The 13,142-nt window shown below is 64.1% G+C and carries 11 protein-coding genes; 3 read left to right on the top strand and 8 right to left on the bottom strand.

Translation table 11 applies throughout. From position 1 onward, the window contains the following. The first annotated feature begins 3 nt into the window (after positions 1-3). A complete protein-coding gene (locus DVB37_RS12880; protein ID WP_104143983.1) occupies positions 4-780 on the top strand; it encodes an ABC transporter ATP-binding protein in 777 nt (258 codons plus the stop codon). A gap of 60 nt (positions 781-840) precedes the next feature. Here the strand turns inward: DVB37_RS12880 and DVB37_RS12875 are convergent, their stop codons facing one another. The 3 genes from DVB37_RS12875 to DVB37_RS12865 form a co-directional block, all read right to left on the bottom strand. After that, positions 841-1,818: a tripartite tricarboxylate transporter substrate binding protein gene (locus DVB37_RS12875; protein WP_120155449.1), complete on the bottom strand. Its 978-nt coding sequence runs from the start codon at positions 1,816-1,818 to the stop codon at positions 841-843. A 139-nt stretch (positions 1,819-1,957) separates the two neighbouring features. Beyond that, complete coding sequence (locus DVB37_RS12870; protein ID WP_046804932.1) at positions 1,958-2,863, bottom strand: pirin family protein; 906 nt, start codon at positions 2,861-2,863, stop codon at positions 1,958-1,960. Positions 2,864-2,966: 103 nt separating this feature from the next. Next, a complete protein-coding gene (locus tag DVB37_RS12865) occupies positions 2,967-3,665 on the bottom strand; it encodes a pirin family protein (protein ID WP_046804933.1) in 699 nt (232 codons plus the stop codon). A gap of 178 nt (positions 3,666-3,843) precedes the next feature. On the opposite strand from DVB37_RS12865, the gene DVB37_RS12860 reads away from it, so the two are divergent. Next, complete coding sequence (locus tag DVB37_RS12860; RefSeq protein WP_046804934.1) at positions 3,844-4,758, top strand: LysR family transcriptional regulator; 915 nt, start codon at positions 3,844-3,846, stop codon at positions 4,756-4,758. An 84-nt stretch (positions 4,759-4,842) separates the two neighbouring features. Here the strand turns inward: DVB37_RS12860 and ntrC are convergent, their stop codons facing one another. The 5 genes from ntrC to rdgB all read right to left on the bottom strand — a co-directional run bounded on the left by ntrC (position 4,843) and on the right by rdgB (position 11,061). Beyond that, positions 4,843-6,345, bottom strand: a complete 1,503-nt coding sequence (ntrC, locus tag DVB37_RS12855; RefSeq protein WP_046804935.1) for a nitrogen regulation protein NR(I) — start codon at positions 6,343-6,345, stop codon at positions 4,843-4,845. Beyond that, entirely contained in the window at positions 6,345-7,409 is a 1,065-nt protein-coding gene (gene glnL, locus DVB37_RS12850) for a nitrogen regulation protein NR(II) (RefSeq protein WP_046804936.1), read from the bottom strand. Before glnL ends, ntrC begins: the two co-directional genes overlap by 1 nt. Positions 7,410-7,601: 192 nt before the next feature. After that, a complete protein-coding gene (gene glnA / locus DVB37_RS12845; RefSeq protein WP_006219661.1) occupies positions 7,602-9,014 on the bottom strand; it encodes a type I glutamate--ammonia ligase in 1,413 nt (470 codons plus the stop codon). A 184-nt stretch (positions 9,015-9,198) separates the two neighbouring features. Further along, positions 9,199-10,419 (bottom strand): radical SAM family heme chaperone HemW, encoded by a 1,221-nt coding sequence (gene hemW, locus DVB37_RS12840; protein ID WP_046804937.1) that lies wholly within the window; start codon positions 10,417-10,419, stop codon positions 9,199-9,201. Positions 10,420-10,437: 18 nt separating this feature from the next. Further along, entirely contained in the window at positions 10,438-11,061 is a 624-nt protein-coding gene (rdgB, locus tag DVB37_RS12835; RefSeq protein ID WP_120155447.1) for an RdgB/HAM1 family non-canonical purine NTP pyrophosphatase, read from the bottom strand. Positions 11,062-11,264: 203 nt separating this feature from the next. On the opposite strand from rdgB, the gene DVB37_RS12830 reads away from it, so the two are divergent. Then, positions 11,265-13,112: an EAL domain-containing protein gene (locus DVB37_RS12830; RefSeq protein ID WP_370638764.1), complete on the top strand. Its 1,848-nt coding sequence runs from the start codon at positions 11,265-11,267 to the stop codon at positions 13,110-13,112. Positions 13,113-13,142: the final 30 nt, after the last annotated feature.

Below are 13,142 nucleotides of genomic sequence, written 5' to 3'. Positions count from 1 at the left end.
ATCGTGCCCGATCTGCTAGAAATCGAACATCTTTCCCTGGCCTACGACACGCCCAAGGGCCTGAAGCCCGTGGTGCAAGACCTGTCACTGGGCCTGCCTGTCGGGCATATCGGCTGCCTGCTGGGTGAATCGGGCTGCGGCAAAACGACCGTGCTGCGTGCCATTGCCGGCTTCGAGCCGGTGCGCGCGGGCCGCATCCTGCTGGACGGCACCGTCATTTCGTCGGCCACCGAACAGGTCGCGCCCGAGCACCGGCGCGTGGGCATGATGTTCCAGGATTACGCTCTGTTCCCGCATCTGACCGTGGCGCTGAATGTGGCTTTTGGCCTGCGCAAGCTACCGCGTGCCGAGCGTGCGCGGCGCGTCGAAGAAATGCTGGAACTGGTGGGCCTGGCCCACGCCGCCGCCAGCTATCCGCATGAAATCTCGGGCGGGCAGCAGCAGCGGGTAGCGCTGGCGCGCGCGCTGGCGCCCTCGCCCGACCTGTTGTTGCTGGATGAACCGTTTTCAAACCTGGATGTGGACACGCGCGAACGCCTGGCGTTTGAAGTGCGCGACATCCTGAAAACGACCGGCCACACGGCCATCCTCGTCACGCACAACCAGGCGGAAGCCTTCGCTATTGCCGACCGCATCGGCGTCATGACGCGGGGCAGCATCGCGCAATGGGACACCCCATACAACCTGCACCATCAGCCCAGCAACGATTTCGTGCGCGACTTCATCCGCCGCGAAGCGTTGGAAGAACAGCGCGAGCAGGCTTTCGCCCGCGGGCGCTGATTTCCATTCTGCATTTCCATCCCGCATTCGGCGCGCAGTCGTGGCGACACGCGTCGGCGCTTAGTCCGCCGACAGCTTCACCTTTTGCGACAGCGCCTTGAACGACTCGTACTGGCTGGCGGTCAGGCGTTGCACTTCTTCCGGCGTCGAGCCATAGGGCATGAAGCCAGCTTGCTCGAGCTTGTCCTTGACTTCGGGCAACGCCAACGCCCACTGGAAAGCTTCGCTTAAGGCGCGCGTGGCTTCCGGCGACATGTTCGCCGGGCCGTACACGGCGAACCAGGGGTCGACCACCGCACCCGAGTACCCGAGTTCGGCCAGCGTCGGCACGTCCGGCAACGCGGGCGCGCGCTTGCTGCCCGTAACCGCCAGCGGGTGCACCTTGCCGGACTTGATGTGCGGCAGGGACGCCGGCAGGTTGTCGAACATCACAGGCAAGTGCCCGCCCAGCAAATCGTTCAGCGCCTGCGCGCTGCCCTTGTACGGAATGTGCTGCATGCCCGCGCCAGTCAGCTGGTCGAACATCACGCCGGCCAGATGCATGGACGTGCCCGTGCCCGGCGTGCCGAACGACGTGCCCGGATGCTGCTTGGCGTAGGCGACCAGATCCTTCACGCTGTCGACCTTCAAGGCCGGGCCCGTTTCCAGCACCACGGACGACGCGCCCAACATGCTGACGCCCGTGAAGTCCTTGGTGGGATCGAACGGCATCTTCGGATAGACGAAGGGGTTCAACGCGTTGGTCGAAATGGCGCCGAACCCGATCGTGTAGCCGTCCGGCGCGGCCTTGGCCACCGCGTCCATGCCGATATTGCCGCCCGCGCCGGGGCGGTTTTCAACAATGACGGGTTGCCCCAGTTTTTCGGCGACCTTCTGGCCCGCCGTGCGCGCCACCAAATCGGTAGTGCCGCCGGCCGTGTACGGCACGATGAAGGTGATGGGCTTGGCCGGGTAGCCCGCGGCCACCGCCACGGACGCGCCGTGCACCAGCGCCAGCGCGGCCACGCCGCGCACCAGATTGAACGTATAGCGATGCATGTGTCTCCATCCTGTTGTTGTCAAAGATTGGAGGCGCATCATACTGCCGCGCAGGGCTTGCGCGGCAGGGGCGTCGAGACTATTTGCGACGTCTATTCGCGACGTCTATTCGCGATGACTTTCCGCGACGACTACGCGGTCAGGCGCGCGGTTCGGGCAGCGGGATGAATTCCGTCTCGTCGCCAGGCACGACCTGGTCGAAACGGGTGCGTTGCCAATCCTGCTTGGCTTGCTCGATCCGGTCCTTGCTGCTGGACACGAAGTTCCACCAGACATAGCGCGGACCATCCAGCGGCTCGCCGCCAATGACGGCGAAGCGGGCTGCCGTGATGGCGCGGATCTGAACCGGCCGGCCGGGCGCAAAGACCACCAGGCGCCCGCTTTCGAACACCTGCCCGTCCACTTCGACCGTGCCTTGCGCCAGATACGCCGCACGCTCTTCGTATTCCGCCGGCAGCACCGTCGTGGCGCCCGCCTGCAACTGCAGGTCGCCATAGAACAGCGGCGACAGGGTCTTGACCGACGACGTCTTGCCAAACAGCGAGCCCGCCACCACTTGCGCACGCACGCCCTCGCCTTCGATCACCGGCTGGGCATCCAGGCCGTAGTGCGTGAAGCCGGGGTCCGTCTCTTCGTACTTGGTGGGCAGGCCAACCCAGATTTGCAGGCCACAGAGGCGTTGCGGCGCCAGGCGCGCTTCGGGCGACGAACGCTCGGAGTGCACGATGCCGCGCCCTGCCGTCATCCAGTTCACTTCGCCCGGAAGAATGGTTTTGGTATTGCCCGCGCCGTCGCGGTGCACCATCGAGCCTTCGTACAGATAGGTGACGGTAGACAGGCCAATATGCGGATGCGGCCGCACATCAATGCCAGACCCCACGTCGAAATCGGCGGGACCCATGTGGTCCAGAAAAACAAACGGACCAACCGTGCGACGCTGCGCCGACGGGATGGCGCGGCGGACGGAAAAACCGCCCAGGTCGGTGGTGCGCGGCACAACGACGGTTTCGATCTGGCTTTCGCCGGCTTCAGACAAGGTGGACATGGTGCAGTACTCCGCATGAATAGGCCAAGGGCCATGTTAAGGCCCAGCGGCCTTGTCAAAACAAATCGCCGGGCGGAATCCACTTCCGCCCGGCGCTCAAGGCTTACGCCAGGTCAAACACCAGCACTTCGGCGTTCTTGCCGCCGGACAGCTCGACACGGGTTTCGTCCGTGATCGCCACGGCGTCGCCGCCGGACAGTTCAACGCCGTTGACCGTCACGCTGCCACGCGCCACGTGCACCCAGGCGCGCCGGCCGGCCGCCAACGTCAGCGTGGCCGATTCGTCGCCATCAAACAGACCGCCGTAAAGGCGCGCGTCTTGATGAATCTTCATCGACCCGTCATCACCATCCGGCGACACCAGGGCTTGCAGGCGGCCACGCTTTTGCGCATCGCTGAATTCGCGCTCTTCGTATTCCGGGGCAATACCGGTGACGTTGGGCTCGATCCAGATTTGCAGCATGTGCGTTTCGGCATCCGACAGCGGATTGAACTCGGAGTGCATCACGCCACGCCCGGCGCTCATGCGCTGCACATTGCCAGGCTTGATGGTCGAGCCGCTGCCCATGCTGTCCTTGTGGGCGATGGCGCCATCCAGCACATAGGTAATGATTTCCATGTCGCGATGGCCGTGGGTGCCAAAACCGCGAGCGGCGGCGATGCGGTCATCGTTGATCACGCGCAGCGAGCCAAAGCCCATGTGGGCGGGATCGTAGTAGTTGGCGAATGAAAAGGTATGAAAAGAATCCAGCCATCCGTGGTTGGCATGACCCCGTTCGTTAGCGCGGCGAATCGTAAGCATTGTGGACTCCTGTTTCAATAATATGAATGGTTGTAGGGGTGCGGGCCTGGCTTCTTGCTGTTGCCTGTGTGCTGCATCCCTGGCATGAGTGATATTCTGCGCGCGCTGGAACCGCCGTTTGGCGCTATATTTTGACGAGATCATTCAACTTTTTTGAACGCCCCTGGCGATGCCCCTCATGCAGCCCATTACCCCCGAATTGCTCATCCTGGTGGACGCCATTGCCCGTCATGGCAGCTTTGCCAAGGCGGCGCGCGAGTTGGGCAAAGTGCCCTCGGCCGTTACTTATTCCATCCGCAAGCTGGAAGACGGGCTGGATGTGCTGTTGTTCGATCGCTCGGGCCACCGCGCGCTGCTGACGCCGGCCGGCGAAACGCTGCTGAAAGATGGCCGGCACGTGTTGCAGTCGCTGGACGACCTGGCGTGCCGCGTCAAACGCATCGCCACGGGCTGGGAAGTGGAATTGCGGATTGCGGTCAGCGCCGTACTGCCCTGGCGGCCGTTGTATGACCTGATCGAGGAATTCCAGACGCTGGAAAGCGCGACGACGCTGCGTTTTTCCAGCGAAGTGCTAAGTGGAAACTGGGACGCCTTGACGTCGGGCCGCGCCGACCTGGTGATAGGCGCCGGCGCCAATGCCGAGCCCACGGGGCCGTATCGGTCGCAAGCCATCGGCACGACGCAGTTTGCGTTCTGCGTGGCCGCGCATCACCCCTTGGCGTCGTTGCCGCAGCCCCTAAGCCGGGGCGACATCACGCAATACTGTGCCGTGGTGGTCGCGGATACGTCACGCAACCTGCCGCCGCAATCGCGCGGCATTCTGGCCGACCAAGCCACGCTGGTGATGCCGTCGATGCAGGCCAAGATCGACGCGCAGGTGCGCGGGCTGGGTTGCGGCTACTTGCCGATGACGATGGCGGCGCCGTACTTGTCGCAAGGCTTGCTGGTGGTGTGCGAAACCGATGAGGGGATGTCGCTGACCGAGCACGTGGCCTACGCCTGGCGCGCGGAAGCGCCGGGTGAAGCGCTGAAGTGGTGGTTGCAGAAGCTGAAGTCGCCGCGATTGTGCGAAAGCCTGCTGGGGCTGGGGTAGCGGGTGAAGCGGTGAAGGGATGAAGGGTGACGGGGGTGACGGGGGTGACGGGCTGGCGTCCGCGCCACATCACGCCCCGTCACATCACTCGTCCTCAATACCCAGTTCGCGCAGTTTGCGCGTGATGGTGTTGCGGCCAATTCCCAGCCGCGACGCCGCTTCCACGCGGCGGCCCCGGCTGGCGTCCAGCGCGCTTTGCAGCAGGATTTTTTCAAACTGGCGGGTCAGCGTTGCCATGACCGCCGGCTCGCCGCGCTCCAAACGATACTGGGCATCGCGCAGCAAGGAGTCCTGCCAGTTGCGCGGCGCGCCGTCGTCCACGCCCTGCCCCTGCCCGGCCTGCACCACGGTACCAATACCCGAGATGGGCGCGGCCGGACGCAGCGGCGCCATCGCGGGCTGTTGCTGCTGATGTTCCAGTGCGCGGATTTCCGGCGGAAGATCTTGCCGATCCACCGTCTGCCCGGGCGCCATCACCGTCAGCCAATGGCAAAAGTTTTCCAGCTGGCGCACGTTGCCGGGAAAGTCGAACTTGGTCAGCACGGCCAAGGCGTCCGGGGTCAAGCGCTTGACCGGCACGCCCAGCGTACGGGCGCTGGCGGTCAGGAAATGTTGTGCCAGCGCCGGGATGTCTTCGACCCGCTCGCGCAAAGGCGGCAGACGCAGGCGGATCACGTTCAGACGGTGGAACAAGTCTTCGCGGAACAAGCCCTGCTCAACCCGTTGCTCCAGCGGCTGGTGGGTCGCTGCCACGATGCGCACGTCCACGCGCACCGGCTGCGCGCCGCCGACGCGATAGAAGCTGCCTTCGGCCAGCACACGCAGCAATCGCGTCTGCAATTCGATCGGCATATCGCCGATTTCATCCAGGAACAGCGTGCCGCCATGCGCTTCTTCGAAGCGGCCACGACGCAGGTTGTTGGCGCCAGTAAAAGCGCCGCGCTCGTGGCCGAACAGTTCGGCTTCCAGCAGATCACGCGGAATGGCCGCCGCGTTCAGCGCCACGAAGGGGCCGCTGGCACGCACGCCGTGGCCATGCAGCGCACGGGCCACCAGTTCCTTGCCCGTGCCCGATTCGCCGGTGATCAACACCGTCACTTTGGACTGGGCCAGCCGGCCAATGGCGCGGAACACTTCCTGCATTGCCGTCGATGACGACTGCGTCATCATCCAGCGTTCGTTGTTCTGCGCGGACTCGCCCTGCCCTTCGGGCGTTTCGGGCTGCGCGGATTCCTGCATGGCGCGTTGAATCAGCGCCACCGCCTCGTTCACGTCGAACGGCTTGGCCAGGTAGTCGAACGCGCCGCCCTGGAAGGCGGACACGGTACTGTCCAGATCGGCAAACGCGGTCATCACAATGACCGGCAGGCCGGGGTGGCGTTCCTTCAGTTGGCGCAACAGCTCCAGGCCGTTGCCGCCTGGCATGCGGATATCGGAGACCAAGGCGACGGGCGTTTCGCGCGACAGCGCTTCCAGCACATCAGCCGATTGGGAAAAACTACGGGTGGGGACACCAGCGCGGGCCAGGGCCTTTTCGAGGACCCAGCGGATGGCCTGGTCGTCGTCGACGATCCATACGGGTTTCATCAGTGTGCGGGCTCCATCGGTAGGACCAGGCGAAACTCGGTACGCCCGGGTCGGGATTCAAATTCGATGATGCCGCCGTGCTGTTGCACGAAGTCCTGGGCAAGGCTCAAGCCCAGCCCGGTACCGCCGGCCCTGGCCGTGACCAACGGGTGGAAAATGCGGTCGCGGATGTGGTCCGGCACGCCGGGACCGTTATCGATAATGGACAGCACCAGCGCCAGCCGATGCTGCCGATGGGCCAGCATGACCTGGCGGGCCACGCGGGTGCGCAGCGTTACCACGCCGGGCTCCGTCTGCGGCCCCTGCGGGCGCGCGACCAACTCTTGTGCGGCATTGCGGGCCACGTTCAGCACCGCCTGCATCAAGCGGGCCGCATCGCCCTTCAAATCAGGCACCGACGCGTCGTAGTCACGCAGGATCGTCACGTCGTTGCGGAATTCAGCCTGGATCAGGGCGCAGACGCGCTCGCAGATCTCGTGGATGTTCACCGGCCGCGCGTTCAGCGGCACACGTTGCGGGCCGCTCAATCGGTCCACCAGCGCCTGCAAGCGATCGGCTTCGGAAATAATGACTTGGGTGTATTCGGCCAGCGCTGCGCTGGGCAGCTCGGCTTCGAGCAATTGCGCGGCGCCGCGCAAACCGCCCAAGGGGTTCTTCACTTCATGCGCCAGGTTGCGCAGCAGTTCACGATGCGCTTCGATCTCGTCAACCAGGCGATGGTTGCGGTCAGCCAGCACGCGCTGTTCTATCTCGCGCGTCTCGATCAATACCGGCCAGCGTTGACCGGTCAGCCCCACCGTGGTGACGGCGACTTCGACAGATTCGGCGGCGCGGCGCAACGAGGCCAATTGCCTGACGTCGGCGTACCTGCCGGCAGCGGCGCGGTCGATGGAGGACTGGATGTTTTCTGGGGTGTCGAACAGCGTGGCGGCGGAGTGCCCGCAGAGTTGCTTGCGCGAGCGGCCGAACAGATCTTCGGCGGCGGCGTTGGCATACTCAATGTGACCGCGCTCGTTGACCAGGAAAACGGACGTGGCAAGCAGATCGAGAGCTTCTACATTCATTTTTCAACGTACCCGAATGACAGGGGAAAAGCGGAACGCGCCCGCGACGGCGGCGCCGGAACCCGGCGCCCTGCCCGCCAGGCGTGACGCCTGGCGGACAAACCGTCGAGCCGCGACCTGGTGGTGCGCGATGTGTGGGCCCTGGTTTCTGCCGCCATCATCGCGCTCCCCCCCGCCACAGCCTCTAAACGATCAGAGGCTGTAGTACATGTCGAATTCGACCGGGTGCGTGGTCATGCGCAGACGGTTCACATCGCCCATCTTCAGGTCGATGTAGGCGTTGAGCATGTCGTTGCTGAACACGCCACCGCGGGTCAGGAATTCGCGATCGGCGTCCAGGGCTTCCAGCGCTTGTTCCAGCGAGGAGCACACGGTCGGGATCTTTGCGTCTTCTTCCGGCGGCAGGTCGTACAGGTTCTTGTCGGCCGGATCGCCCGGGTGGATCTTGTTCTGCACGCCGTCCAGGCCGGCCATCATCAGCGCCGAGAACGCCAGGTACGGGTTGGCCAGGGGGTCCGGGAAACGCGCTTCGACGCGGCGGCCCTTCGGGTTGCCGACGTACGGAATGCGGATCGAAGCCGAGCGGTTGCGGGCCGAGTAAGCCAGCTTGACCGGGGCTTCGTAGTGCGGAACCAGACGCTTGTACGAGTTCGTGCCCGGGTTGGTGATGGCGTTCAGGGCGCGGGCGTGCTTGATGATGCCGCCGATGTAGTACAGGGCGAATTCCGACAGGCCGGCGTAGCCATTGCCCGCGAACAGGTTCTGGCCATCCTTCCAGATGGATTGGTGCACGTGCATGCCGGAACCGTTGTCGCCAACGATGGGCTTGGGCATGAACGTGGCGGTCTTGCCGTAAGCGTGGGCAACGTTGTGCACCACGTACTTGACGATCTGCGTCCAGTCGGCGCGCTGAACCAGCGTGCTGAACTTGGTGCCGATTTCCAGCTGGCCGGCGCCGGCCACTTCATGGTGGTGCACTTCAACCGGCACGCCCATTTGTTCCATCAGCAGGCACATTTCCGAACGCATGTCCTGGAACGAATCAACCGGGGGAACGGGGAAGTAGCCACCCTTGACGGCGGGACGATGGCCGGTGTTGCCGCCTTCGAATTCCAGGCCGGTCGACCACGAGGCTTCTTCGGACTTGATCTTGACGAACGTGCCCGACATGTCGGTGTTCCACGTCACGCCGTCGAACACGAAGAATTCGGGTTCCGGACCAAAGTAGGCGGTGTCGCCCAGGCCGGAGGACTTCAGGTAGGCTTCGGCGCGCTTGGCCAGCGAACGCGGGTCGCGGTCATAGCCCTTCAGGTCCGACGGCTCGACGACGTCGCACGACAGGATCAGGGTCGGCTCTTCGCGGAACGGGTCCAGGTTGCCGGTGGCGCAATCGGGGATGAGCAGCATGTCGGAAGCTTCGATACCCTTCCAACCCGGAATCGACGAACCGTCGAAAGCCTGGCCGCTTTCCAGCTTGTCTTCATCGATCTGGCTGGTGGGCACGGACACGTGGTGCTCACGGCCAACCGTATCGGTAAAGCGGAAATCCACGAATTTGACTTCGTTATCGGCGATCTGTTTCAGGACGTCTTTCGGGCTTGCCATGTCATCTCCATTAGATAAAAGGGTCGAGGGCTTTGCCGCTCGACTGGCATAAAGAGGGAAGCAATAAGCGTGCCAGGTTTTACCCCAGGGATTCCCAGGGGAAGGCTGCACGGTCACGGAAAAATGTAGCACCGGTATGGTGCAAAGCGTGGGGCATGATTGCCCCGTTTTGGTGCAAAAGCAACTACAGGAACATTTCCTGCAGGTCGTTCAAGAAGCGCCACCCCAAGGGCGTAGCCTTCAAACGCGTCGGGTCCGGGTCCAGCAAGCCCCGTTTCGAGGCTGCCTCCAATTGGTGCGCGATGGCGGCAAGCGACAAACCGGTGCGTTCGTTGAACGTTGTGGTGGGCACGCCCTCTTTCAGGCGCAGTGCATTGAGCATGAACTCAAAGGGCAGCTCGTCCGGCCCGACCTGGCGGCTTTCGGCCAGATGACTGCCGTCGCGCGCCATGGCCGCCTGCATCCAGGAATCCGGGTTGCGCAACCGCGCCTCGCGCACGATACGGTCATGAAATGACAGCTTGCCGTGCGCGCCCGGGCCAATGCCCAGGTAGTCGCCAAATTCCCAGTAGTTCATGTTGTGGCGGCACCGCGCGCCCGGCCGCGCGTAGGCCGACACTTCGTATCGGGCCAACCCCGCCGCCGCCAGTTCGGCTTCAACGGCGTCTTGCATGGCGGCGCTGGTGTCGTCGTCGGGCAATTCAGCGGGCGGAAATTTTGCGAAGACGGTGTTCGGCTCCATCGTCAGGTGGTACAGCGACAGGTGTTCCGTGCCAAACGAAATGGCATGGCGCAGGTCTGCCACACAGGCGTCCAGCGTCTGGCCCGGCAAGGCGAACATCATGTCCAGGTTCACGCGCGAGACCGCGCGCTGGGCCATGTCGATCGCCGCCCGAGCCTGCGCGGCGTCGTGGATGCGGCCCAGCTTCTTTAGCTGCGCGTCGTCAAAGCTCTGGATGCCCAACGAAAAGCGGGTGACGCCGCTGGCGGCATAGTCGCGAAACCGGCTGGCTTCGGCCGTGCCGGGGTTGGCTTCCATGGTGATTTCGGCGTCGGGCCACAGGTTCAGACAGGCGCGCAACATGGCCAGCAGTTCGTCCAACCCCGCCGACGACAGCAGGCTGGGCGTGCCGCCTCCGATGAAAACGGACACGACCTGCCGGCCCCAGATGGACGGCAACGCCTGTTCAAGGTCGCTGCGCAGAGCGTCCAGATAGGCGCGTTCCGGGATTTCGCCGGGCGCGGCGTGGGAATTGAAGTCGCAATACGGGCATTTGCGCACGCACCAGGGCACGTGCACATAGAGGGAAAGCGGGGGCAGGCTGGTCAGCGTCGCGCCCGCGGGGACACGGACGCGCGACGGCGACGCGCCCATGTCGTTGCGGATGGGAATAGTGATGGACATGCGGTTTCGCTTAAGCGCCTAGGCGTGGCTAAGCTTGCTCAACAATTCGCGCAGCGCGCGGGCGCGGTGGCTGACGCGGTTCTTTTCTTCGGGGTCCAGTGACGCCGCGGTCAGTGCCATATCGGGCAGATAGAAGTGCGGGTCGTAGCCAAAGCCATTCGCCCCTTCCGGCACGTCGATGATTTCGCCATGCCACAACCCCTCTCCGATGATCGGGCAAGGGTCGTTTTCGGAACGCACCAAAGCCAGCACGGCCACATACCAGGCGCGGCGGTCGGTAACCCCGGCCAAGTTCTGTACCAGCAGGGCATTGTTCGCTTGGTCTGATTTTTCGCCCCCATGCATCTTGGCGTAGCGGGCCGAATACACGCCGGGCGCGGCATCCAGCGCGGCGACGCACAGGCCAGAGTCGTCGGCCAACGCCGGCAGCCCGGTCAGGCGGCTGGCGTGCCGTGCTTTGGCCAAGGCGTTTTCAACAAAGGTGACGTGGGGCTCTTCGGCTTCGGGCACGCCCAGGTCGCCTTGGGGCACCAGTTCGATGCCGAGCGGCGCAAACAAGGCGGAAAATTCGCGCAGCTTGCCGGGGTTGTTGGACGCCAGCACGATACGACGCAGGGATTCGGGAATCTTGGGGGAAGTCATAGCGCAAATTGTATAGGGCGCAAGGGGTACGCGGCGGCTGTCGCCACTGCGCCGCGTCGGCAAGCAAAGCAAGGGGAAATCTCGGTTGACAGCTATGTAACAGCGGCTGAATATGGCGCGTCGCCGGTAGCGGCAACAACGCAGACATATTTTGTTGTCAACATGACGAATCTTGTCACTGAACGTATCTGACGCCCCCGGCGATGACTTCCCTACAAGCTATGCCACGGCAGGCCACGGCCCGCACGCCCCACTCCATGCCGGGCGATGCGCCCGCACCCGTCGGCCTGGCCGGCATCTTGCGTGACCGCCTGCTGCGGCCACGCTATCAACCGGTGGTGGATCTGTCCCACAGCCGCATCTATGGGCATGAAAGCCTGATCCGCGGCCCTGCCGACACCGCCCTGCACTTTCCCGATGCCTTGTTTGCCGAAGCCCGCCGACGCGGACTGCACCCGCAACTGGAACTGGCCAGTTTTCGGGCGGGCGCCCAGGGTTTTCAGGACGCCCCCGGCAAGCTGTTCCTGAACCTGTCGGGGTCGGCGCTGATCCATTTCTGGACGCTGTGGGGCGCCGACATGCCCGAGCGGCTGCTGAAAGATTGCGCCCTGCCCGCCTCCAGCATCATCGTCGAACTCACGGAACAGGACCCGCTGTCAGACCACATGAGCGAACTGGGCAGCGCGTTTGCCTGCCTGCGCGAACACGGCATGCGCATCGCGCTGGACGACTACGGCGTGGGCAATTCCAATTTGCAGCTGTGGTCGGAAATGCAGCCGGACCTGGTCAAGATCGACCGCTACTTCTTCGATGGCATCGGCCACGACGACCGCAAGCAAAGCATGGTGCGCGCCATTCTGAAAGTGGCGCAGCACCTGGGCACCGCGATCGTCGCCGAAGGCATTGAAACCGCCGAGGACCTGGCCATGGTGCGCGAGCTGGATATCCGCTATGCGCAGGGCTGGTTCCTGGGCCGCCCGGAAGAAACGTTGCTGACCGAACTGACGCCGCCGCTGCGCGACTCGTTGCGCGCGCGCAGCTCGGCGCCCCTGTCGCAGCGCGCAGCGGGCGGCACCGCGGCCAGCCTGCGCGTGGAAGCGCCGGCCGCGCTGCTGGACAAGCACACGAACGATGACGTGCACCGGCTGTTTATCGAACACAAGACCATGCATGCCGTGGCGGTGGTGGACGCCGAAAACCGCCCCGTCGGCATCATCAACCGCCGCGATTTTTCCGAACATTATGCGCAGCGCTACACGCGCGAACTGTTCGGCCGCGACCGTTGCTCCACCTTCATGAATGCCGAACCGGTACTGGTGGACCTGAACGTGTCCATCGACCAGCTCAGCCATGTGCTGATCTCGGAAGACCAGCGCTACCTGATGGACGGCCTGATCATTACGCGCGACGGCCGCTACGACGGTCTGGCTACCGGCGAGACCCTGGTGCGTTCGGTGACCGAAATGCGAATCGAGGCTGCGCGCTACGCCAACCCGCTGACCTCGCTGCCGGGCAACATCCCCATCAGCCGCCACATCGCCACGTTGCTGGAAGACGCCGCCGACTTCACCGTCTGCTATGGCGACCTGAATAACTTCAAGCCGTTCAACGACGTCTACGGCTACTGGCGCGGCGACGACATGATCATGCTGACCGCCGAAGTCATCAAGCAGCATTGCGACCCGCTGCGAGACTTTGTCGGACACGTGGGCGGCGACGATTTCGTGGTGCTGTTTCGCAGCGCCGATTGGGCTGAACGCGTCCAGCGCATCATCGCCGAATTCAACGAACAGGCCACGGCGCTGTACGACGACCAAGGCCGCCATAACGGCGGCATCGAGGCCGAAGACCGCTACGGCGTGCCGCGCTTCTTCCCGTTCGTGACCTTGGGCGTGGGCGCGTTGACCGTTACGCCGTCGCTATGCGAGCGCATCCGCCCGGAAGACATCGCGTCGGCTGCCGCGCACGTCAAGCACAAGGTCAAGCATGGGAACCTGTCGCTGGTGATCGAGCGCTACAGCGGCGGCATCCTGTCCCAGCTGTCCGATTAATTCGCCCACGGACGCCTCGACGGCGGTGGC

Source organism: Achromobacter sp. B7 (assembly GCF_003600685.1).
Lineage (GTDB): Bacteria > Pseudomonadota > Gammaproteobacteria > Burkholderiales > Burkholderiaceae_B > Achromobacter > Achromobacter spanius_B.
This window is presented reverse-complemented; position numbering and strand designations above follow the sequence as displayed.